This window comes from Pseudomonas sp. FDAARGOS_761, from assembly GCF_013343155.1.
GTDB classification, from domain to species: Bacteria; Pseudomonadota; Gammaproteobacteria; order Pseudomonadales; family Pseudomonadaceae; genus Pseudomonas; species Pseudomonas aeruginosa.
The window spans coordinates 5,409,296-5,430,265 of the sequence record NZ_CP054572.1 but is presented as its reverse complement, the minus strand read 5'-3'; the positions used below and the strand labels follow the sequence as shown (position 1 = coordinate 5,430,265).

Annotated in this window: 20 protein-coding genes; 10 read left to right on the top strand and 10 right to left on the bottom strand. The window is 66.8% G+C overall.

Translation table 11 applies throughout. The features are described 5' to 3' along the window. Positions 1–28: 28 nt before the first annotated feature. The 4 genes from FOC67_RS25315 to FOC67_RS25300 form a co-directional block, all read right to left on the bottom strand. Complete coding sequence (locus tag FOC67_RS25315; RefSeq protein WP_003083769.1) at positions 29–937, bottom strand: LysR family transcriptional regulator; 909 nt, start codon at positions 935–937, stop codon at positions 29–31. A gap of 299 nt (positions 938–1,236) precedes the next feature. After that, on the bottom strand, positions 1,237–1,518 hold the full coding sequence (gene parE / locus FOC67_RS25310) for a type II toxin-antitoxin system toxin ParE (RefSeq protein ID WP_003083773.1): 282 nt from the start codon (positions 1,516–1,518) through the stop codon (positions 1,237–1,239). Continuing rightward, positions 1,515–1,742: a CopG family ribbon-helix-helix protein gene (locus tag FOC67_RS25305; RefSeq protein WP_003083775.1), complete on the bottom strand. Its 228-nt coding sequence runs from the start codon at positions 1,740–1,742 to the stop codon at positions 1,515–1,517. Before FOC67_RS25305 ends, parE begins: the two co-directional genes overlap by 4 nt. A 175-nt stretch (positions 1,743–1,917) precedes the next feature. Continuing rightward, complete coding sequence (locus FOC67_RS25300) at positions 1,918–2,538, bottom strand: hypothetical protein (protein WP_009314940.1); 621 nt, start codon at positions 2,536–2,538, stop codon at positions 1,918–1,920. Positions 2,539–2,638: 100 nt separating this feature from the next. On the opposite strand from FOC67_RS25300, the gene FOC67_RS25295 reads away from it, so the two are divergent. Both FOC67_RS25295 and FOC67_RS25290 read left to right on the top strand, forming a co-directional pair. Beyond that, complete coding sequence (locus FOC67_RS25295; protein WP_003101228.1) at positions 2,639–3,139, top strand: LEA type 2 family protein; 501 nt, start codon at positions 2,639–2,641, stop codon at positions 3,137–3,139. 72 nt (positions 3,140–3,211) lie between these two features. Next, positions 3,212–3,553 carry a zinc ribbon domain-containing protein YjdM gene (locus FOC67_RS25290; RefSeq protein WP_003101229.1) on the top strand — a complete coding sequence of 114 codons (342 nt, stop codon included), beginning with the start codon at positions 3,212–3,214 and terminating at the stop codon, positions 3,551–3,553. A gap of 81 nt (positions 3,554–3,634) precedes the next feature. On the opposite strand, the gene gabP is transcribed toward FOC67_RS25290, so the two are convergent. From gabP to bauA, 4 genes are all read right to left on the bottom strand, one after another. Next, complete coding sequence (gene gabP, locus FOC67_RS25285; RefSeq protein ID WP_009314944.1) at positions 3,635–5,062, bottom strand: GABA permease; 1,428 nt, start codon at positions 5,060–5,062, stop codon at positions 3,635–3,637. A 168-nt stretch (positions 5,063–5,230) separates the two neighbouring features. Continuing rightward, the gene (locus FOC67_RS25280; protein WP_003101230.1) at positions 5,231–6,724 is read right to left on the bottom strand and encodes a CoA-acylating methylmalonate-semialdehyde dehydrogenase; all 1,494 of its coding nucleotides are present in this window, start codon (positions 6,722–6,724) and stop codon (positions 5,231–5,233) included. An 83-nt stretch (positions 6,725–6,807) separates the two neighbouring features. After that, a complete protein-coding gene (bauB, locus tag FOC67_RS25275) occupies positions 6,808–7,095 on the bottom strand; it encodes a beta-alanine degradation protein BauB (protein WP_003083790.1) in 288 nt (95 codons plus the stop codon). Beyond that, positions 7,095–8,441 (bottom strand): beta-alanine--pyruvate aminotransferase, encoded by a 1,347-nt coding sequence (gene bauA / locus FOC67_RS25270; protein WP_003101231.1) that lies wholly within the window; start codon positions 8,439–8,441, stop codon positions 7,095–7,097. The genes bauB and bauA overlap by 1 nt, the downstream gene beginning before the upstream one ends. 135 nt (positions 8,442–8,576) lie before the next feature. On the opposite strand from bauA, the gene bauR reads away from it, so the two are divergent. Further along, the gene (bauR, locus tag FOC67_RS25265; RefSeq protein WP_003083805.1) at positions 8,577–9,494 is read left to right on the top strand and encodes an HTH-type transcriptional activator BauR; all 918 of its coding nucleotides are present in this window, start codon (positions 8,577–8,579) and stop codon (positions 9,492–9,494) included. 113 nt (positions 9,495–9,607) lie between these two features. Here bauR and guaD read toward each other — a convergent pair whose 3' ends face one another. Next, entirely contained in the window at positions 9,608–10,978 is a 1,371-nt protein-coding gene (gene guaD, locus FOC67_RS25260) for a guanine deaminase (RefSeq protein WP_003128340.1), read from the bottom strand. A 273-nt stretch (positions 10,979–11,251) separates the two neighbouring features. On the opposite strand from guaD, the gene FOC67_RS25255 reads away from it, so the two are divergent. The 6 genes from FOC67_RS25255 to ahpF all read left to right on the top strand — a co-directional run bounded on the left by FOC67_RS25255 (position 11,252) and on the right by ahpF (position 18,144). Then, positions 11,252–11,695 carry a hypothetical protein gene (locus FOC67_RS25255; RefSeq protein WP_170940918.1) on the top strand — a complete coding sequence of 148 codons (444 nt, stop codon included), beginning with the start codon at positions 11,252–11,254 and terminating at the stop codon, positions 11,693–11,695. A 393-nt stretch (positions 11,696–12,088) separates the two neighbouring features. Next, positions 12,089–13,660, top strand: a complete 1,572-nt coding sequence (locus FOC67_RS25250; RefSeq protein ID WP_023085742.1) for an ABC transporter ATP-binding protein — start codon at positions 12,089–12,091, stop codon at positions 13,658–13,660. Further along, positions 13,660–14,757, top strand: a complete 1,098-nt coding sequence (locus tag FOC67_RS25245) for an ABC transporter permease (protein WP_003107144.1) — start codon at positions 13,660–13,662, stop codon at positions 14,755–14,757. Before FOC67_RS25250 ends, FOC67_RS25245 begins: the two co-directional genes overlap by 1 nt. Before the next feature lie 22 nt (positions 14,758–14,779). Next, positions 14,780–15,706 carry an ABC transporter permease gene (locus FOC67_RS25240; RefSeq protein WP_003083821.1) on the top strand — a complete coding sequence of 309 codons (927 nt, stop codon included), beginning with the start codon at positions 14,780–14,782 and terminating at the stop codon, positions 15,704–15,706. A gap of 164 nt (positions 15,707–15,870) precedes the next feature. After that, the gene (gene ahpC / locus FOC67_RS25235) at positions 15,871–16,434 is read left to right on the top strand and encodes an alkyl hydroperoxide reductase subunit C (protein ID WP_003083828.1); all 564 of its coding nucleotides are present in this window, start codon (positions 15,871–15,873) and stop codon (positions 16,432–16,434) included. 144 nt (positions 16,435–16,578) lie between these two features. After that, on the top strand, positions 16,579–18,144 hold the full coding sequence (gene ahpF / locus FOC67_RS25230; RefSeq protein WP_009314960.1) for an alkyl hydroperoxide reductase subunit F: 1,566 nt from the start codon (positions 16,579–16,581) through the stop codon (positions 18,142–18,144). A 79-nt stretch (positions 18,145–18,223) separates the two neighbouring features. Here the strand turns inward: ahpF and ppk2 are convergent, their stop codons facing one another. Then, entirely contained in the window at positions 18,224–19,120 is an 897-nt protein-coding gene (gene ppk2 / locus FOC67_RS25225) for a polyphosphate kinase 2 (RefSeq protein ID WP_003137024.1), read from the bottom strand. Positions 19,121–19,574: 454 nt separating this feature from the next. Between ppk2 and FOC67_RS25220 the strand changes: the two genes are divergently transcribed. Continuing rightward, a complete protein-coding gene (locus FOC67_RS25220) occupies positions 19,575–20,924 on the top strand; it encodes an 8-oxoguanine deaminase (protein WP_003083834.1) in 1,350 nt (449 codons plus the stop codon). The last annotated feature ends 46 nt before the right edge of the window (positions 20,925–20,970 follow it).

Sequence of the window (20,970 nt, the reverse complement as noted above, 5' to 3'; positions counted from 1 at the left end):
TACCTGGAGCTGGCCGGCAGTCCGTCGGTCAGCTCCAGCGCTCATCCCCGTCCGTGGCGAACGCTCGCCGCAGCGCCTCGATGGCGACCTTCACCTTGGCCGGCTGGGCCTCTCGCCGTGGCGTCACCGCATAGATGCCGAGCCCGGGAATCCTCCACTCCGGCAATAGCTGTTGCAGGCGCCCGTCGTTCAGCGCGTCGCGTACCTCCGGCAGCGGCTGGTAGGACACGCCGAGTCCGTCGAGGGTGAACTGACGCACCGCGAGCATCCCGTTGGCGGCCACCCGTGGCTCCAGGCGCAGTTTGCAGACTTCCCCGCCCGGCCCGCTGAGCGTCAGGTGGTTGAGGTGGTTCGAAGTGTTCAGGGAAATCCAGTCGACCTCGGTCAACTGCTCCGGACGGTTGATGGGCGCCCGCTGGCGCAAATAGGCCGGCGCCGCGCAGAGCACGCTGCTCCAGTCGCCGAGGTGGCGCGCCACCAGGCTGGAGTCGGCGAGATTGCCGACGCGGATCGCCAGGTCGATGCGCTCGGCGACCAGATCGATGCGCTCGTCCTGGAAGAACAGTTGCAGGCGCAACTGGCGGTGGTTCTCCAGCAACGGTTTCAGCGCCTGGGTGATCAGCGTGCCGGAGAACCCCACCGGCGCCGCCAGGCGCAACTCGCCCACCGGCGCATCGCGCCATTCGCCAAGCCGCCGCTCGGCTTCCTCGGCGATCGCCAGCATCTGCGCGCAACTGCGATAGAACGCCTCGCCGGCCTCGGTCAGGGTCAGCCGGCGGGTGGTGCGATGCAGCAAAGTGACCTGGGCGCGGCTCTCCAGCTTGCGGATCTGCTGGCTGACTGCCGAAGGGGTCATGCCCAGGCTCTGGGCCGCGGCTGCCATCGAGCCCTTGTCCACCACAGTGGCGAAGATCGCCATGCCTTTCAGCGAATCCATGCCGGTTCCTCCTTGCGGGAGACTGCGTCTGGGAAAAAATCACCGGAAAAAGCGCGAGAAAGCGTGCCCAGCGGGCGAGGTCGTCGGGTTTCGGAAAAATACGGATGCGTATGGGAGCGAAGCATAAGTCAGTTAAAGAACTAATCAGGTTGCAGTGGTCGCAAGTTGGTCGCTCTCATTTGTCTGGTCGAAAAATGTCCATTTCTTGTGAGTTATGGATTTTTTGTCCGAAATAAGTAACTACGTACAAGTCAAGGTAAATATTCGTTTTGAAACATCTTGTAACCGTGTGACCACTTTTAGGGGGTAATTTCGACCCTGTCTATGCGCAAAATCTGGATTTCCTTGCCTTTTACCCGAAAAGGGGCGCTGAACGGCCAGCGCTCCAGGGTCAGGGTGCGTACGCCTGGCACCTCGCTGGGCCGCCCTGCCCCCTGGTTGGCTACCTGCTGCAGCGGTTTCACCTGCTCGACGATGTCCTGGACGGCTTTCAGGGCTTTTTCCGGGCCGATCAGCACGACGTAATGGTCGTAGATGGCGTCCAGGTCGGCGGCCGCCTTGCGGGTCCACTTCAGGCTCATTGCAGCCCCCAGCGCTTCTCGATCTCGGTGTGTTCCAGCAGGCGACCGGCATTGGCATCGGCCAAGCCTTCATCGATGGCAGCGACCTGCCACTGCTGCCTTTCCAGGTACTGCGCGAGCGCCTGCCGCAGGTGATACGGACGGTCGCGGTGGGTGGCGCGGGCCAGTTCGTCGAGGGCCGCGACCAGGGCGTCATCGGCGCGGAACGAGACTACGGTGCTCATTTTCTGATCAACTTCGTTTTCGATGTATACGGTGTTTACAGTGAAAACGAATGTATACGAAAGCTTTCGGGCGAGCAATCGCCCGGCTGTTTCGTCCGACGAAAAAACCTTTATCGATCAGTGGGTTGAATGAGGAGCCCGCCCCGAGCGGGGCGGGCGGAAGGGCGGCGTGGGATTACCAGGCCTGGTTGAAGTGGAAGCCCTGCCTGGGCGAGAAGCGGGTGTTGACGAGCTTGTAGCCTTCCTCGCCGCGTGGCTTGACCAGCGAGACCTGGCCGACCTGCGGTTGGGTGATCTGTTGCAGGGTGGTCAGGCTGGCCTGCTTGAGCACCTCGGGGTTCTTCGCCCAGTCCTTCACTTCGCGTGGCTTGACCTCGACGGTGACCAACCAGCCCTTTTCCACGGCCGGGCCGTAGTCGTCGGGCTTGGCGGGGTCCACCGAACGGACGCTGACGTCGAAGCCGCTGCTGTAGCAGAAGGCCTTCGACTCGGGCTTGTAGTCCTCGCGGCCGGCGGGCGTGAGGTCGTAGGAATCGCCGTCGCGGCGCAGCAGGCCGACGCCGACCAGCGCGTCGTAGACCGCGGCGTTGCCTTTCGCCGGGCCGGGGCCGGAGAAGCTGTCGGAGAGCGTCACCGGGAAGGTCTCGAACAGGGTGGAACTGGCGCAGGCGGGTTTGTCGAAGCCGCGCTCGGCGAGCAGGCGGGCGATCTCCTCGCTGGACGGAGCGGAGTCCGAGCAGGCGGCGAGGAACAGTGGGAGGGCGGCGACGAGGCCGCGCAGAACGCGTGTAGGCATGGGCATGTCCTTTGTCCATTGGCGCAGCCGGACCGGCTGCGCGGCGAATTCTAGCGGCTGTGGCACCATGGGCGCACATTCGACCCAAGGAGGAGAACCCATGCGCCTGCCTGCGAACCTCGGCCGCCTGCTGCCGGCCCTGTGCCTGGGCGTCCTGTTGAGCGCCTGCAGCACCTTCGGCCAGCGCGATCCGTTGCGTATCGACCTGGTCGGCCTGGAACCCCTGCCGGGGCAAGGCATGGAGATGCGCTTCATGGTCAAGCTGCGGGTACAGAACCCCAACGACGAGCCGATCGAATACAACGGCATCGCCCTCGACCTCGACGTCAACGGTCAGCCCCTGGCCAGCGGCGTCAGCGACCAGACCGGCGAGGTACCGCGCTTCGGCGAGCGGGTGGTGAGCGTGCCGCTGACCGTCTCCGCCTTTTCCGCCTTCCGCCAGGCCTGGGGCCTGAGCAACAACGCGCCGACCCGGGGCATGCCCTACGTGGTGAAGGGCAAGCTCGCAGGAGGCCTGTTCGGCACCGTGCGCTTCAGCGAAAAGGGCACCCTCGACTTCTCCGGGCCGGCCGTCGGCGCGCCGAAGACCAAGGGGCTCTGAGGCGGTTCGGCAGGGGAGCGATAAACCCTATATAATCTGCGGTTTTCGTTCCCCTGCTGAAGAGAGAATGCCGTGAGCACGCTGCCGCCCTGTCCCCAATGCAACTCCGAATACACCTACGAGGATGGTGCGCTGCTGGTCTGCCCGGAGTGCGCCCATGAATGGTCGCCGAACGAGGCCGCTACGGCATCCGATGATGGCAAGGTGATCAAGGATTCGGTGGGCAACGTTCTCCAGGACGGCGATACCATCACCGTGATCAAGGACCTGAAAGTGAAAGGCTCCTCGCTGGTGGTGAAGGTCGGCACCAAGGTGAAGAACATCCGCCTGGTGGACGGCGACCACGACATCGATTGCAAGATCGACGGCATTGGCGCGATGAAGCTGAAATCGGAATTCGTCAGGAAGGTCTGAGACGACCTTGCCTGAAGAAGCCCGGCCATTGGCCGGGCTTTTCTTTGGAGGGCTGTCTCGGTTCTTCCCCCGGTGGTGGGCTCAGACCCGCGCCGTCTTCCCGGCGTAGTCCTCGCCGAGGCGCGGCTTGCGTCGCGTGTTGAGCAGCCCGAGGCAGACGGTGAAGATCGTCAGCAGAGCGGTGGCGAACACCTCGTGACGGTGCTCCGGCATGATCAGCATGATGCTCAGCGCGGCGACGATGAACAGGATCACCGCCCAGGTCAGCCAGGGATATAGCCACATGCGGAACTCGATGGGCTGGCCGCTGGCCTGCAATTGCTTGCGCATGCGCAACTGGGCCACGGCGATCACCAGGTACACCAGTAGCGCCACGGCGCCGGAGCTGGCGAGGAGGAAGGTGAAGACCTTCTCCGGTGCGAAGTAGTTGACGATGGTGGTGAGGAAGCCCACCGCGGTGCTGGCCAGCACCGCCGGGCGTGGTACGTGGGCGGTGTTGGTCAGCTTGAGCACGCTCGGGGCGTCGCCGCGCTTGGCCAGGGAGAAGACCATCCGCGACGAGGTGTAGATCGCCGAGTTCAGGCAGCTGGCCACGGCGACCAGTACCACCAGGTCGACGATCAGCTTGGCGTGCGGGATGTCCAGCAGCTCCAGGGCGCGCTGGTAGGAGCCGACCTGGATCAGCAGCGGGTCGTTCCACGGCACGATGGAGATCACGATGAAGATCGACACCAGGTAGAACAGGCCGATCCGCCAGATCACCGAGTTGGTGGCGCGGGTGATCTGCTTCGCCGGGTCCTTGGACTCGGCGGCGGCGATGGTGACGATCTCGGTGCCCATGAAGCTGAACATGGTCGTCAGCAGGGCGCCGAGCACCGCGCCGTAGCCGTTCGGCACGAAGCCGCCGTGGCTCGCCATCAGGCTGGACAGGCCGCTGACCTCGCGTTCCGGCAGGCCGCCGACGATGGCCACCGCGCCGAGCACGATGAAGGCGATGATGGCGATCACCTTGAGCAGCGCGAACCAGAATTCGAACTCGCCGTAGCGGGCCACGCTGAAGAGGTTGGTGACGGTGAGCAGGAAGGTCACCGCGAGGGCGAAGATCCAGGTGTCGATGGCCGGGAACCAGGCGTTGAGGATGGCCGCGGCGGCGATCGCTTCGAGGGGGATCACCAGCACCCAGAACCACCAGTAGAGCCAGCCGATGGTGAAACCGGCCCAGCGGCCGATGGAGCGATCGGCGTAGGTGGAGAAGGAACCGGTATCGGGGGAGGCGACCGCCATTTCGCCGAGCATGCGCATGACCAGCACCACCAGGGTGCCGGCGATCAGGTAGGCGAGCAGGGCGGCCGGGCCGGCGGCGGCGATGGCATGGCCGGAGCCGACGAACAGGCCGGCGCCGATCACCCCGGCGATCGACAGCATGGTGACGTGGCGTTGTTTCAGGCCGGGCGCGAGCGAGGCGTTGCGCTTGTTCGGCAGTTGTGAAGCCAGTACGACTTTGGACATCGTTGAGACCCTTTAATTGTTCTTGGGCAAGGTCTGGGCCGCCTTGTGGGCGACGCCATGGGTGCGGCCGTGGGTGAGGTTTCACGGCGGTGGAACGTTGCGGACTCCTGATTGCGGAAAAAGAAAAAAGGCATGGTCGTTACCGACCATGCCTGTTGTCGTCAGCCTTCAGAGGCTGGGGAAGGCGAATTGCGAGGCCTCGTGGCTGGCCCGCTGCGGCCAGCGCTGGGTGATGGCCTTGCGCCGGGTGTAGAAGCGCACGCCGTCCGGGCCGTAGGCGTGGAGGTCGCCGAACAGCGAGCGCTTCCAGCCGCCGAAGCTGTGGTAGGCCACCGGCACCGGCAGCGGGACGTTGACGCCGACCATGCCGACCTCGATCTCGTCGCAGAACAGGCGGGCGGCCTCGCCGTCGCGAGTGAAGATGCAGGTGCCGTTGCCGTATTCGTGGTCGTTGATCAACTGCATGGCCTCTTCCAGGCTGTTGACGCGAACCACGCACAGCACCGGGCCGAAGATCTCTTCCTTGTAGATGGTCATTTCCGGGGTCACCCGGTCGAACAGGCTGCCGCCGAGGAAGAAGCCGTTCTCGTGGCCGGCGACCTGGTAGCCGCGGCCGTCCACCACCAGCTCCGCACCCTGGGCCACGCCGCTGTCGATGTAGCCGGTGACCTTGGCCTGCGCGGCGGCAGTGACCAGCGGGCCCATGTCGAGGCCGCAGGAAGTGCCGGCGCCGATCTTCAGCGCCTTGATCTGCGGAACCAGCTTGGCGATCAGCGCGTCGGCCACCTGGTCGCCGACGCATACCGCCACCGAGATCGCCATGCAGCGCTCGCCGCAGGAGCCGTAGGCGGCACCCATCAGCGCGCTGACGGCGTTGTCGAGGTCGGCGTCGGGCATCAGCACCGCATGGTTCTTCGCGCCGCCCAGGGCCTGCACGCGCTTGCCGCGCTTGGTGCCCTCGGCATAGATGTATTCGGCGATGGGGGTCGAGCCGACGAAGCTGATGGCTTTCACTTCCGGCGCCTGGAGCAGGCCGTCCACGGCTTCCTTGTCGCCGTGCACCACGTTCAGCACGCCCTTCGGCAGGCCGGCTTCGTGGAACAGCTCGGCGATCAGCAGGGTGGAGCTGGGGTCGCGCTCGGAGGGCTTGAGGATGAAGGTGTTGCCGCAGGCGATGGCCAGCGGGTACATCCACAGCGGCACCATCGCCGGGAAGTTGAACGGGGTGATCCCGGCGACCACGCCGATCGGCTGGAAGTCGCTCCAGGCGTCGATGTTCGGGCCGACGTTGCGGCTGTACTCGCCCTTGAGGATTTCCGGGGCGGCGCAGGCGTACTCGACGTTCTCGATGCCGCGCTTGAGTTCGCCGGCGGCGTCTTCCAGGGTCTTGCCGTGCTCTTCGCTGATCAGCTTGGAAATCCGCGCCTCGTTCTGCTCCAGCAGTTGCTTGAAGCGGTACAGCACCTGTGCGCGCTTGGCCGGCGGGGTGTTGCGCCAGGCCGGGAAGGCGGCCCTGGCGGCATCGATGGCTTTCTGCAGGGTCTTGCCGTCGGCCAGCGGGACCTTGTGGATGGCTTCGCCGGTGGAGGGGTTGAAGACGTCGGCGCTGCGGCCGTTGTCGGCGACCATTTCGCCGTTGATCAGGTGGTGGAGGGTGCCCATCTTGTCTTGTTCTCTCTTCGCTAGGGGTGACGAAAGGGCCGTGGCCCTTTCCCTTTACCCGCTCCCTGGGGAGCGGGTGCGGATTACTTGATCTCGGTCTCGACGAAGACCACTTCGTGTGCGCTGGCGTTGATCACGTTGTGCTCGACGCCGGCCTTGCGGAAGTAGGCCTGTCCGGCGACCAGCGGCGCGTGGCGGTCGCCCTCGGGGGTTTCCAGCAGCAGCGTGCCGTCGGTCAGCGGTACCACCACATAGTCGTGGCCGTGGCGGTGGCGCCCGGTTTCCGCGCCGGGGGCGAAGCGCCATTCGGTCACGATCACCTCGGCGTTGTCCACCTGCACGGTGGGTACGGCTTGCGGGCGGCCGCTCATCAGGCGATGCCGTTGAGCGCTTCGCCGACCGCGTCGAACAGGCGGTCCAGCTCTTCCGGCCTGGCGTTGAAGGTCGGGCCGAATTGCAGGGTATCGCCGCCGAAGCGCACGTAGAAACCCTGTTGCCAGAGCTTCATGCCGGCCTCGAACGGACGCACGGTCGGATCGCCGTCGCGCGGGGCGATCTGGATCGCGCCGGCCAGGCCGCAGTTGCGGATGTCGATGACGTTCTTCGCGCCTTGCAGGCCGTGCAGGACCTTCTCGAAGTGCGGCGCCAGTTCGGCGGACTGCTGCACCAGGTTGTCCCTGGCCAGGATGTCCAGCGCGGCGAGGCCGGCGGCGCAGGCGACCGGGTGCGCGGAGTAGGTGTAGCCGTGGCTGAACTCCACCGCGTGCTCGGGCAGCGCCTGGTTCATGAAGGTGTCGTAGATCTCGCTGCTGGCGATCACCGCGCCCATCGGCACGGCGCCGTTGGTGACCTGCTTGGCGACGTTCATCAGGTCCGGGGTGACGCCGAAGTACTCGGCGCCGCTGTAGGTGCCCAGGCGGCCGAAGGCGGTGATCACCTCGTCGAAGATCAGCAGGATGTTGTGCTGGTCGCAGATCTCGCGCAGGCGCTGCAGGTAGCCGACCGGCGGTACCAGTACGCCGGCGGAGCCGGACATCGGCTCGACGATCACCGCGGCGATGTTCGAGGCGTCGTGCAGTTCGATCAGCTTGAGCAGTTCGTTGGCCAGCTCGACGCCGCCGGTCTGGGCCATCCCGCGGGTGAACGCCATGCCCGGTTGCAGGGTGTGCGGCAGGTGGTCGACGTCCATCAACTGGCCGAACATCTTGCGGTTGCCGCCGATCCCGCCGAGGCTGGTGCCGGCGACGTTGACCCCGTGGTAGCCGCGGGCGCGGCCGATCAGCTTGGTCTTCTGCGGCTGGCCTTTCAGGCGCCAGTAGGCGCGGGCCATCTTGATCGAGGTGTCGGCGCACTCGGAGCCGGAACCGGTGAAGAACACGTGGTTCAGTTCGCCTGGCAGCAACCCGGCGATCTTCTCGGCCAACTGGAAGGACAGCGGATGGCCGTACTGGAAGCCCGGCGAGTAGTCGAGGGTGCCGAGCTGGCGAGCCACCGCCTCCTGGATTTCCTTGCGCGAGTGGCCGGCGCCGCAGGTCCACAGGCCGGACAGGCTGTCGTAGACCTTGCGGCCCTTGTCGTCGGTCAGCCAGCTGCCTTCAGCGGCGACGATGATCCGCGGGTCCTTCTGGAAGTTGCGGTTGGCGGAGAAGGGCATCCAGTGGGCGCGCAGGTTGAGTTCGCTGGAAACCGGCGGGGCCACGTTGAGCGGCTGGTTCATCGTTCGATCCTCGGGCTTTCTTGTTGGAAGGTTCCGCGCACGCGGCGGCGGAGCGTTGGGATCAAGCTTGGCCCTGACGAAAGGTTAGATAAAGCTTATTCTTCTCACGTTTAGTTTCGACTGGGTAAAACAATAATGGCCAAATCCCGCAACCCGTCGCTCGGCCAGGTCAGCGATTTCGATATCCGCCTGCTGCGCATCTTCAAGACCATCGTCGAGTGCGGCAGTTTCTCCGCCGCCGAGAGCACTCTCGGCCTCAGCCGCTCGGCGATCAGCCTGCACATGGGCGACCTGGAGAAGCGCCTGGGCATGCGCCTGTGCCAGCGCGGCCGCGCCGGCTTCGCCCTGACCGACGAGGGCCGCGAGGTCTATCGCGCGACCCAGACCCTGCTGGCGGCGCTGGAGGGGTTCCGCGCCGAGGTCAACGACCTGCACCAGCACCTGCGCGGCGAACTCAACATCGGCATCATCAACAACCTGGTGACCCTGCCGCAGATGCGCATCACCCACGCTCTCAGCGCGCTCAAGGGGCAGGGACCGCAGGTGCGGATCAACATCGGCATGACCACCCCCAACGAGATCGAACTGGGCGTGCTCGACGGCCACCTGCATGTCGGCGTGGTGCCGTTGATCAGTCCGCTGTCGGGGCTCGAGTACCTGCCGCTGTATGACGAGCACGCGCAGCTCTATTGCAGCCGCGGCCACGCACTGTTCGAGCGCGCCGACGGCGATATCGCGGTGGACGAGGTGCTCGCCGCGGACGCCGTGGCGCCCAGCTACCGCCTGCCCGCCGAAGCACAGGCGCGCCACCAGGAACTGAACAACAGTGCCAGCGCCTCGGACCGCGAGGGCATGGCGTTCCTGATCCTGACCGGCAACTTCATCGGCTACCTGCCGTCGCACTACGCCGCCGACTGGGTCGCCGCCGGGATGCTGCGGCCCCTGCTGCCGGAGCGTTTCCACTACGCCATCGCGCTGACCATCGTGACCCGCAAGGGACGCCGGCCGAACCTGGTGCTGGAACGGTTCCTGGAGGCGGTGGCGGTGTCGTGAGGGCGCGGATTGAGTGACGCGAGCTTCGGCCGTCCGCCGAACGGTGCCTTTTCTCTAACAGCGCGAGGAGGTGGCATGCAGCGACGGGCCGAGCCAACGCGGGAAAGAGGCTCTCACCCCTTCGCATGGCGCCGCTCCCCCATCACCCAGGTCTCCGCCACCGCGCGGTCGTCGCCCAGGGTGTTCAGCACGAACAGGGTATCGGCCAGGCCGCGCGCATGCTCCATGCGCTGGGCGATCATCGGCGTGGCGGCCAGGTCGAGAGCGACGAAGTCGGCCTCGCGGCCGGGCAGGAAGTTACCGACCAGGCCGTCCAGGTCGAGCGCCCTGGCGCCGCCGAGGGTGGCCAGGTAGAGCGCCTGGAACGGATCGAGGCTGGTGCCGCGCAATTGCTGGATCTTGTAGGCGTCGGCGAGGTTGGCCAGCAGCGACAGGCTGGTGCCGCCGCCGACGTCGCTGCCGATGCCGACGCGGATGCCGTATTGCTGGGCGCGGCCAAGGTCGAACAGGCCGGAGCCGATGAACAGGTTGGAACTGGGACAGTGCGCCAGCGCTGCGTTCTTGTGCGCCAGGCAGCGGCATTCGCGTTCGGAGAGATGGATGCCATGGGCGAACACGCTGCGTTCGCCGACCAGGCCGGCGCGATGATAGACGTCCAGGTAGTCCTGCGCCTGGGGAAACAGCTCGCCGACCCAGGCGACTTCCTTGAGGTTCTCCGAAAGATGGGTGTGCAGGTAGACGCCGGGATACTCGTCCAGCAGGCGCGCCGCCGCGGCCAGTTGCTCGGGCGAGGAGGTCGGCGCGAAGCGCGGGGTGACCGCGTATTGCAGGCGCCCGTTGCCGTGCCAGCGCTCGATCAGCGCGCGGCTCTCGGCGTAGCCACTGGCCGCGGTATCGCACAGCGCCGGCGGCGCGTTGCGGTCCATCAGAACCTTGCCGGCGATCATCCGCAGGCGGCGCTTCTGCGCGGCCTGGAAGAATGCCTCGGCGGATACCGCATGGACCGTGCCGAACACCAGCGCGGTAGTGGTGCCGTGGCGCAGCAGTTCGTCGAGGAACAGCTCGGCCTGGGCGGCGGCGTAGCCGGCATCGGCAAAGCGCTGCTCGGCGGGAAAGGTGTGGGTTTCCAGCCAGTCCAGCAGTTGGGTGCCGTAGGAGGCGATCACTCCGAGTTGCGGGTAATGCACATGGCAGTCGACGAAGCCGGGCAGCAGCAGGCGCTGCGGATGTTCCTCCAGCGGCAGGTCGGCGGGCAGTTGTGGCAGCAGGTAGGCTGCGTGATCGAGCGCGCGCACGTGGCCGTGTTCGATCCACAGCAGGCCGTCCTCGAAATACTCCCAGGCCTTGTCGCCGAGCTTCGCCGGGTCGCCGAGGAAATGCAGGATCCGCCCGCGATGGGCTGAACTGCTCATCGCGCTCCCGCCGTGGTCGGAGTGCAGGATAAGTGGGGGGACGAAGTTGCCAGCAGGTACTGCATCGTTCATCTCCTCTGCTGCCGGAACGGCGCTTTCGCCTCTTTAGTCCGGGAAATCGACGGAAATATCCCGTCTTTGGCGCGTGATCTCGCTTCCGCCATTATGCACTGTGCGCATGCTGTGGATAAGTCTGTGTGTAGCGCGCGTGTGGAAAGATTGCACGAGCCATTGCGGGATGTGCCCATCTGGCTTCCGGCAGGCGATCCGCGGAAAGCGTTCCGGCACCTTGAATCCGCCTTGCGAAATGCCCGGTCGGCAACTGGCGCTTCTGTGGGTTTGTCTGTGGAAAAGCTGTTCGCATTCCCCGTTGAAAAAATGCCTTCGGCGGTCGTGGGAAAGGCGTTGGACGGGGCCGCAGGATTTCTCCCGGTTGGCGAAAGAGCCAGGGAAAAGGCGCTGTGGAATGCGCCACGACGGTGCGTCGCGAAACTGTGGACAGTGGATTCACCCATGGCGCCGCCGAGCATGCTTCCGTCGATCGCCGCGGACTTTCCTGAAAAGCCGGAAAACCCAGTATTCATGGGCGTCCTGGCGTCGAAAGGGGAAGTCCTGGAGACATTTTCACGGGCATTCCCGTTCCGCGGGTTTCCTGTGGAAAAGCTGTTGGCAAACTGTGCCGGAAGCGGGCCGCCGGGGCTGCCCCAGGGATTCGGCCGAGCCATGGCTTGGCCGGGAGAGATCGTTCTGCCGGGTTCCTCCGAACGGCTGTCGATATCTTGTGGATAAAGCTGTTGGCAAAGTGTTGGAGAAAATGCCTTGCCAGGTCGCGCCCATGGCCTGCCGGGTTGGCTGTTTTCTGTCCAGCGCCGATGTTGCGAAAATTGCCGGGACGGTCGGCGCGGGAGGCTTCCCAAGGTCCCGGATGGGCTCCCGACACGCTGTGGATAACTCTGTGAGCAAGGTGGTGATGACTGTTTTGCGACAAATGCTCACACGGGTGCGCCGCAGGGTTGCCCGCAAATGTGCCGCGGCGTCCCAGGCGTGCTCCGGCTTGGTGCCGCTCGGCGCGGCAGCCTGGCCCGTGGCTCCCGGCGCAAGCCGCGTTCCAGGGCTTTCCTGACCTCCTGGCCAGGTATTTGCACCGGCCGCGGCATCGTCGAGCAACCGACCGGGTCCGCCATGTCCGCACCTTCCTCCTTCGCGCCGCCGCGCCTCGAACTGCGCGGGATCAGCAAGCGCTATCCGGGTTGCCTGGCCAACGACCGCATCGACCTGTGCATCGACGCCGGCGAGATCCACGCCCTGCTCGGTGAGAACGGCGCCGGCAAGAGCACGCTGATGAAGATCATCTACGGCGTGACCCGTCCCGATGCCGGCGAGATCCGCTGGCAGGGCGAGCCGGTGCAGGTGCGCGACCCGGCTCGCGCCCGGGCGCTGGGGATCGGCATGGTGTTCCAGCATTTCTCCCTGTTCGAGACGCTCAGCGTGGCGGAGAACATCGCGCTCGCCCTCGGCGCCGAGGCGGGCAGCCCGCGCCGGTTGGAGGCGCGTATTCGCGAGGTGTCGCAGCGCTACGGCATGCCGCTGGAGCCTCGCCGGCTGGTCCATGGGCTGTCCATCGGCGAGCGCCAGCGGGTGGAAATCGTGCGCTGCCTGATGCAGGACATCCGCCTGCTGATCCTCGACGAGCCGACCTCGGTGCTGACCCCGCGCGAGGCCGAGGATCTCTTCGTCACCCTGCGCCGTCTTGCGGAGGAGGGTTGCAGTGTCCTCTTCATCAGCCACAAGTTGGCCGAGGTCCGTGCGCTCTGCCAGCGCGCCACGGTGCTGCGCGGCGGACGGGTGGCCGGACAGTGCGTGCCGGCGCAATGTTCCGATCTCGAGCTGGCGCGGCTGATGGTGGGCGACGCCGAGGGCCTGGCGGCGGAGTATCCGAAGGTCACCGGCGGCGCGCCTTTCCTCCAGGTGCGCGACCTGCACTGGCGCAACCCGGACCCCTTCGGCGTGTCCTTCGCCGGCCTCGACCTGGAGGTGCGCAGCGGCGAGATCCTCGGTATCGCCGGGGTCGCCGGCAATGGCCAGGACGAGTTGCTCGCCCTGCTCAGCGGCGAAGTGCGCCTGCCGCGCGCCCAGGCCGAGCGCATCCGCCTCGGCGGCTGCGCCGGCGCGCACCTGGCGCCGGATGCGCGGCGCCGCGCCGGCCAGGCCTTCGTGCCCGCCGAGCGGCTGGGGCACGGCGCGGTGCCGGAGATGAGCCTGGCGGACAATGCGTTGCTCACCGCCTTCCAGCAGGGACTGGTGAAGCGCGGGTTGGTCCGGCGGCGCAAGGTGCTGGCGCTGGCCGAGGAGATCATCCGCCGTTTCGCCGTGAAGGCCCCGGGTGCCGGGGCGCCGGCACGCAGCCTTTCCGGCGGCAACCTGCAGAAGTTCATCCTCGGCCGCGAGATCCTCCAGGCCCCGCGCCTGCTGGTGGCGGCGCATCCCACCTGGGGCGTGGACGTCGGCGCGGCGGCGCTGATCCACCGCGCGCTGATTGCCTTGCGCGATGCCGGTACGGCGATCCTGGTGGTCTCCGAGGACCTCGACGAGCTGTTCCTGCTCAGCGACCGCATCGCCGCGCTGTGTTCGGGTCGGCTGTGCCCGGCGGTCGCCACCGCGAGCGCTTCGCCGCAGCAGGTCGGCGGCTGGATGGCCGGTCAATTCGAGGCGCCGGCGGCAGTCGCCGGCGCCGTTGCCCAAGGGAGCCTGTGATGCTGTTGTCCCTGGAACCGCGCGGCCGGCAGTCGCGCTGGATGCTGCTGGCCTCTCCGCTGCTGGCGGGGTTGCTGACCCTGGTCTGCGGCGCGCTGCTGTTCGCCTGTCTCGGCCACGATCCGTGGCAGACCCTGCATACCGTGCTGGTACAGCCGCTCAGCGACCTCTATGGGCTCGGCGAGCTGCTGGTCAAGGCCATGCCGATCCTGCTCTGTGCCCTCGGCCTGGCACTGGCCTACCAGGCGCGCGTGTGGAACATCGGCGCGGAGGGCCAGTTGCTGGTCGGCGCCCTGGCCGGCAGCGCGGTGGCGATCCAGTTGCTCGACTGGCAGAGCCGCTGGGCGCTGGCCTGGGTGCTGCTCGCCGGCACCGCTGCCGGGGCGCTCTGGGCCGGGTTCGCCGCCTGGCTGCGAACGCGCTTCAACGCCAACGAGATCCTGACCACCATCATGCTCAACTACATCGCGCTGAACCTGCTGCTGTACGGCGTGCACGGGCCGTTGAAGGACCCGGATGGCTTCAACTTCCCGCAGTCGGCGCTGTTCGGCGAGGCCAGCCGCCTGCCGGCGCTGTTCGAGGACAGCCGGGTGCACCTTGGCGCATTGTTCGGCCTGCTGGCGCTGGCGGCGGTCTGGGTGCTGGCGCAGCGCAGCTTCCTCGGTTTCCAGGTCCGCGTGCTCGGCCTCGACCGCCGCGCCGCCGGTTTCGTCGGTTTCCGCGAGAAGCGCCTGGTCTGGTTCGTGCTGCTGTTCTCCGGCGCGCTGGCAGGCCTGGCCGGCGTCTGCGAGGTCGCCGGGCCGATCGGCCAACTGGTGCCGCAGGTCTCGCCGGGCTACGGCTATGCGGCGATCACCGTGGCCTTCCTTGGCCGTCTCAATCCGTTCGGCATCCTCTGCGCCAGCCTGCTGATGGCGTTGCTCTACCTCGGCGGCGAGGCCGCGCAGATGAGCCTCAACCTGCCGTTGGCGCTGACCGGGCTGTTCCAGGGGATGATGCTGTTCTTCCTCCTCGCCTGTGACGTGCTGATCCTCTACCGCCCACGTTTGCACGGACGCTGGCGCAAGCGCCCGGCGCTGCGCGACGCCCTGGCCTGAGCCGAACCGCCGAGGAACCACGATGGATATCGATCTGCTCGACAACCTGCTGTTCGCCATGGTCCGCACCGGTACTCCGCTGCTGCTGGTGGCGCTGGGCGAACTGGTCTGCGAGAGAAGCGGGGTGCTCAACCTGGGCCAGGAGGGGATGATGCTGTTCGGCGCGGTGATTGGCTTCATGGTCGCCTTCTCCAGCGGCAGCCTGTGGCTCGGCGTGCTCCTCGCGGTGCTCGCCGGCATGCTGCTGGCGGCGCTGTTCGCCGGGGTCGCCCTGTACCTGAACGCCAACCAGGTGGCCTGCGGCCTGGCGCTGACCATCTTCGGCGTCGGCCTGTCGTCGTTCGTCGGCGCCGCCTGGGTCGGCAAGCCGCTGCAAGGGTTCGCCCCGCTGGCGCTGCCGGTGCTGGGCGAGTTGCCGCTGCTCGGGCGCATGCTGTTCGCCCAGGACGCGCTGGTCTACCTGAGCCTGGCGCTGTTCGCCGCGGTCGCCTGGATGCTCCTGCGCAGCCGCGCCGGGCTGGTTCTCCAGGCGGTCGGCGAGAACCCCGACGCGGCCAGCGCGATGGGCCTTCCGGTGCTGCGCGTGCGCACCCTGGCGGTGCTCTTCGGCGGCGCCATGGCCGGCCTGGCCGGTGCCTACCTGTCGCTGGCCTACACGCCGATGTGGGCGGAGAACATGACCGCCGGACGTGGCTGGATCGCCCTGGCGCTGGTGGTCTTCGCCAGTTGGCGGGTGTTCCGCGTGCTGCTCGGTGCCTGGTTGTTCGGCCTGGCCAGCATCCTGCACCTGGTGGCCCAGGGGATCGGGCTGTCGATTCCGGCCAACCTGCTGGCGATGCTGCCCTATGCGGCGACCATCCTGGTGCTGGTCCTGCTCTCCCGCGATGCCCTGCGCACCCGGCTGTATGCCCCGGTTTCCCTGGGCCAGCCGTGGAAGGCCGGGCACTGACGAGGGCAGGTTCTTCGATTAGTTGTTTTAACTATTTATATATTCTTCGATAGATTTAGATAATTTCACTGATGGCCTAAATCAATGGGGCATTTTTGCCGAACCCCGTTAAGATTCTCCCAGTCGATTTGAAACACCCCATTCAACTGAGAGAGGAACGACTGATGTCCCTGATCAACACTCAAGTCCAACCGTTCAAGGTCAACGCTTTCCACAACGGCAAGTTCATCGAGGTGACCGAGGAATCCCTGAAGGGCAAGTGGTCGGTCCTGATCTTCATGCCGGCTGCCTTCACCTTCAACTGCCCGACCGAGATCGAAGACGCCGCCAACAACTACGGCGAGTTCCAGAAAGCCGGTGCCGAGGTCTACATCGTGACCACCGACACCCACTTCTCGCACAAGGTCTGGCACGAAACCTCCCCGGCCGTCGGCAAGGCCCAGTTCCCGCTGATCGGCGACCCGACCCACCAGCTGACCAACGCCTTCGGCGTGCACATCCCGGAAGAAGGCCTGGCCCTGCGCGGTACCTTCGTGATCAACCCGGAAGGCGTGATCAAGACCGTCGAGATCCACTCCAACGAGATCGCCCGTGACGTCGGCGAGACCGTGCGCAAGCTGAAGGCCGCCCAGTACACCGCCGCCCACCCGGGCGAAGTCTGCCCGGCCAAGTGGAAGGAAGGCGAGAAGACCCTCGCTCCGTCCCTGGACCTGGTCGGCAAGATCTAAGACCGCGCCGGCGGCATTCGCCGCCAGCCTCTCCGGCGGACGATCCCTCGCGGATCGTCCGCCCTTCACCCAGCCAACGCGCCGTGCAGGGCGGATGTCCCATCCGCCGGGGATACGTTTGCCCGAATTTCGAGGAGCTGAACCATGTTGGACGCCAATCTTAAAACCCAGTTGAAGGCCTACCTGGAAAAGGTCAGCCAGCCGTTCGAGATCGTCGCGTCCCTCGATGACAGCGACAAATCCCGCGAGCTGCTGGGCCTGCTGCAAGACATCGTCGGCCTGACCGACAAGATCACCCTGAAGACCGACGGCAGCGATGCGCGCAAACCGTCGTTCTCGCTGAACCGCCCCGGTGCGGACATCGGCCTGCGCTTCGCCGGTATCCCCATGGGCCACGAATTCACCTCGCTGGTGCTGGCCCTGCTGCAGGTAGGCGGCCACCCCTCCAAGCTCGACGCGGACGTGATCGAGCAGGTCAAGGGAATCGAGGGCACCTTCGAGTTCGAAACCTACTTCTCGCTGTCCTGCCAGAACTGCCCGGACGTGGTTCAGGCGCTGAACCTGATGGCCGTGCTCAACCCGAACATCCGTCACGTCGCCATCGACGGCGCGCTGTTCCAGGATGAGGTCGAGGCGCGCCAGATCATGTCGGTGCCGAGCATCTACCTCAACGGCGAAGTCTTCGGCCAGGGCCGCATGGGCGTGGAAGAGATCCTCGCCAAGATCGACACCGGCGCCGCCGCCCGCGACGCCGAGAAGCTGACCGCCCGCGACGCCTTCGACGTACTGGTGGTCGGCGGTGGTCCGGCCGGCGCCGCGGCGGCGATCTACGCCGCGCGCAAGGGCATTCGCACCGGCGTCGCCGCCGAGCGCTTCGGCGGCCAGGTGCTGGACACCATGGCCATCGAGAACTTCATCTCGGTGCAGGAGACCGAAGGGCCGAAGCTGGCGCGGGCGCTGGAAGAGCACGTGCGTCACTACGAGGTCGACATCATGAACCTGCAGCGCGCCAGCAAGCTGGTTCCGGCGAAGAACACCGGCGAGTTGCACGAGGTGCGGTTCGAGAGCGGCGGCAGCCTCAAGGCCAAGACCCTGATCCTCGCCACCGGCGCTCGCTGGCGCGAAATGGGCGTGCCCGGCGAGCAGGAATACAAGGCCAAGGGCGTGTGCTTCTGCCCGCACTGCGACGGCCCGCTGTTCAAGGGCAAGCGCGTGGCGGTGATCGGCGGCGGCAACTCTGGCGTCGAGGCGGCCATCGACCTGGCCGGCATCGTCGCCCATGTGACCCTGCTGGAATTCGACAGCAAGTTGCGCGCCGATGCCGTGCTGCAACGCAAGCTCTACAGCCTGCCGAACGTCGAGGTGATCACCAGTGCCCTGACCAGCGAAGTGAAGGGCGACGGCCAGAAGGTCACCGGCCTGGTGTACAAGGACCGCAACTCCGAGGAGTTCAAGTCGATCGAGCTGGAAGGCATCTTCGTGCAGATCGGCCTGCTGCCCAACACCGAGTGGCTCAAGGGCAGCGTCGAGCTGTCGCCGCGTGGCGAGATCATCGTCGACGCCCGTGGCGAGACCTCGCTGCCCGGCATCTTCGCCGCCGGCGACGTGACCACGGTGCCGTACAAGCAGATCGTGATCGCCGTGGGCGAGGGCGCCAAGGCTTCGCTGAGCGCCTTCGACCACCTGATCCGGACCTCCGCGCCGGAGTGACCCGGCCAGCGACCGTCGAACCAGGGACGCCCGGAGCGCGAAAGCGCCCCGGGCGTTTTCGTTGGCGCGACCGCCCGCCTCAGGCCGGGATATCCAGGTTCGCGTGGCCCGGCGCGGCGGCCGCCTCGGCGTAGACCTTCTCGTCCTCCTCGATCACCCGCGAGGCCGGCCCCACCAGCAACGGGTCGGGCTCATGGGCGATGCGCCGGTCCTTGTCCGGGTAGTCCAGCGCGTGCAGGAAGTGGCGGATGCAGTTGAGTCGCGCGCGCTTCTTGTCGTCGGACTTGATGACCGTCCACGGCGCGTCGGCGGTGTCGGTATGGAAGAACATCGCCTGCTTGGCGGCGGTGTAGTCGTCCCATTTGTCCAGAGACTTGATGTCGATGGGCGACAGCTTCCAGTGCTTGAGCGGATCGTCGCGGCGCGAGATGAAGCGCCGCAGTTGCTCCTCGCGGCTCACCGAGAACCAGTACTTGAACAGCAGGATGCCGCTGTTGCTCAGCATGCGCTCCAGCTCGGGGGCCTGGCGCATGAACTCCAGGTATTGCAGTGGCGAACAGAAGCCCATGACCCGCTCGACGCCGGCGCGGTTGTACCAGGAGCGGTCGAAGAAGACCATCTCGCCGGCGGTGGGCAGGTGCTGGATGTAGCGCTGGAAATACCACTGGCCCTGCTCCTGGGAGGAGGGTTTCTCCAGGGCTACGATCCGCGCGCCGCGCGGGTTCAGGTGCTCCATGAAGCGCTTGATGGTACCGCCCTTGCCGGCGGCGTCGCGGCCTTCGAACAGGACCACCACGCGCTGGCCGGTCTCCTTCACCCAGCTCTGCACCTTGAGCAGTTCGATCTGCAGGTCGTGCTTGGCTTTCTCGTACTCGTTGCGGCGCATCCGCGTGTGATAGGGATAGTTCGCCGGCAGGCTCGCCGAGGTGCTGTCCTCGCTGCTGCCGTGGGGCGCGCTGGCGACCTGCAGGGCCACCGGCTTCTGGCTGATCGCCTGGATCTCCTCGCGGGCCTTCTGCGCCGGGCTGGCCACCCGCGGGCGGCGGGTCGCCGGCTTGCGTGGGGCGCGGCGGGCGGCTGGCCGGGCCGGCTTGGCCGGCTGCGCGGCGGGTTGCTCGGGGGAGGGGGGAGTGACAGTGGGTTCTTCGCTCATGCGGGGCTCCTTCCGTTCTACGTTTTCAGCTATGCAGTCCCCCACTCTATGCCCCTGCCGGAGGTCGTCCGTTGACCCCCATCAAACCGCGCCCGGCTGCCGCCGGGAGGAAAGCCTTACACCTCTCCGACAATCCCTTGTAGGATATCGCCACGCGCGCGGCGTCCCGTCGCCCCGCGGACCTGGATCAGCAGACAGGGTGAACACTGAGCTGGCTCTCATCAACCGAGGGCCGGCAGCGTTCGCGCCGGCCCGCCGATCCGACGAAGGTCCGCACATGTCCCGCACCTGGATTCGCAACCCCCTCGCCATCTTCACCGCCAACGGTCTCGACGCCGCCGGCGGCCTGGTCGTCGAAGACGGCCGCATCGTCGAGCTGCTCGGCGCCGGCCAACAGCCCGCGCAGCCCTGCGCCAGCCAGTTCGACGCCAGCCGGCACGTGGTCTTGCCGGGACTCATCAACACCCATCACCACTTCTACCAGACCCTTACCCGCGCCTGGGCGCCGGTGGTCAACCAGCCGCTGTTCCCCTGGCTGAAGACCCTCTATCCGGTCTGGGCGCGGCTGACCCCGGAGAAGCTCGAACTGGCCACCAAGGTGGCGCTGGCCGAGCTGCTGCTGTCCGGCTGCACCACTGCCGCCGATCACCACTACCTGTTCCCCGGCGGCCTCGAACAGGCCATCGACGTGCAGGCCGGGGTGGTCGAGGAACTGGGCATGCGCGCCATGCTCACCCGCGGCTCGATGAGCCTCGGCGAGAAGGACGGCGGCTTGCCGCCGCAGCAGACGGTGCAGGAGGCCGAGACCATCCTCGCCGACAGCGAGCGACTGATCGCTCGCTACCACCAGCGCGGCGAAGGCGCCCGGGTGCAGATCGCCCTGGCGCCCTGCTCGCCGTTCTCGGTGACTCCGGAGATCATGCGCGCCAGCGCCGAACTGGCGGCGCGCCACGACGTACGCCTGCACACCCACCTGGCGGAGACCCTCGACGAGGAAGACTTCTGCCTGCAGCGCTTCGGCCTGCGCACCGTGGACTACCTGGACAGCGTCGGCTGGCTCGGCCCGCGCACCTGGCTGGCCCACGGCATCCACTTCAACGCCGAGGAGATCCGTCGTCTCGGCGAGGCCGGCACCGGTATCTGCCACTGCCCGAGTTCGAACATGCGCCTGGCCTCGGGCATCTGCCCGACCGTGGAGCTGGAGGCGGCCGGCGCGCCGATCGGCCTGGGGGTCGATGGCTCGGCTTCCAACGACGCCTCGAACATGATCCTCGAGGCGCGCCAGGCCCTGTACCTGCAACGCCTGCGCTACGGCGCCGAGCGAATCACCCCGGAACTCGCCCTGGGCTGGGCCACCCGTGGCTCGGCACGCCTGCTCGGACGCAGCGACATCGGCGAGCTGGCCCCCGGCAAGCAGGCCGACCTGGCCTTGTTCAAGCTCGACGAGCTGCGCTTCTCGGGTAGCCACGACCCGCTCTCGGCGCTGCTGCTATGCGCTGCCGACCGTGCCGACCGGGTAATGGTCGGCGGCGCCTGGCGAGTGGTCGACGGTGCCGTGGAAGGGCTCGACCTGGCCGCCCTGATCGCCCGCCACCGCGAGGCGGCGAGCGCCCTGATCGCCGGGTGAGGCGGGCGCCGACGGAGGAGGCGCCAGGCTTCCTCTGTCGGTTCGC

What these genes read in the sequence shown, in the direction of transcription:
- FOC67_RS25315 (WP_003083769.1), bottom strand. Translation starts at nt 937, where the DNA reads ATGGATTCGCTGAAAGGCATGGCGATCTTCGCCACTGTGGTGGACAAG.
- parE (WP_003083773.1), bottom strand. Translation starts at nt 1,518, where the DNA reads ATGAGCCTGAAGTGGACCCGCAAGGCGGCCGCCGACCTGGACGCCATC.
- FOC67_RS25305 (WP_003083775.1), bottom strand. Translation starts at nt 1,742, where the DNA reads ATGAGCACCGTAGTCTCGTTCCGCGCCGATGACGCCCTGGTCGCGGCC.
- FOC67_RS25300 (WP_009314940.1), bottom strand. Translation starts at nt 2,538, where the DNA reads ATGCCTACACGCGTTCTGCGCGGCCTCGTCGCCGCCCTCCCACTGTTC.
- FOC67_RS25295 (WP_003101228.1), top strand. Translation starts at nt 2,639, where the DNA reads ATGCGCCTGCCTGCGAACCTCGGCCGCCTGCTGCCGGCCCTGTGCCTG.
- gabP (WP_009314944.1), bottom strand. Translation starts at nt 5,062, where the DNA reads ATGTCCAAAGTCGTACTGGCTTCACAACTGCCGAACAAGCGCAACGCC.
- FOC67_RS25280 (WP_003101230.1), bottom strand. Translation starts at nt 6,724, where the DNA reads ATGGGCACCCTCCACCACCTGATCAACGGCGAAATGGTCGCCGACAAC.
- bauB (WP_003083790.1), bottom strand. Translation starts at nt 7,095, where the DNA reads ATGAGCGGCCGCCCGCAAGCCGTACCCACCGTGCAGGTGGACAACGCC.
- bauA (WP_003101231.1), bottom strand. Translation starts at nt 8,441, where the DNA reads ATGAACCAGCCGCTCAACGTGGCCCCGCCGGTTTCCAGCGAACTCAAC.
- bauR (WP_003083805.1), top strand. Translation starts at nt 8,577, where the DNA reads ATGGCCAAATCCCGCAACCCGTCGCTCGGCCAGGTCAGCGATTTCGAT.
- guaD (WP_003128340.1), bottom strand. Translation starts at nt 10,978, where the DNA reads ATGAACGATGCAGTACCTGCTGGCAACTTCGTCCCCCCACTTATCCTG.
- FOC67_RS25250 (WP_023085742.1), top strand. Translation starts at nt 12,089, where the DNA reads ATGTCCGCACCTTCCTCCTTCGCGCCGCCGCGCCTCGAACTGCGCGGG.
- FOC67_RS25245 (WP_003107144.1), top strand. Translation starts at nt 13,660, where the DNA reads ATGCTGTTGTCCCTGGAACCGCGCGGCCGGCAGTCGCGCTGGATGCTG.
- FOC67_RS25240 (WP_003083821.1), top strand. Translation starts at nt 14,780, where the DNA reads ATGGATATCGATCTGCTCGACAACCTGCTGTTCGCCATGGTCCGCACC.
- ahpC (WP_003083828.1), top strand. Translation starts at nt 15,871, where the DNA reads ATGTCCCTGATCAACACTCAAGTCCAACCGTTCAAGGTCAACGCTTTC.
- ahpF (WP_009314960.1), top strand. Translation starts at nt 16,579, where the DNA reads ATGTTGGACGCCAATCTTAAAACCCAGTTGAAGGCCTACCTGGAAAAG.
- FOC67_RS25220 (WP_003083834.1), top strand. Translation starts at nt 19,575, where the DNA reads ATGTCCCGCACCTGGATTCGCAACCCCCTCGCCATCTTCACCGCCAAC.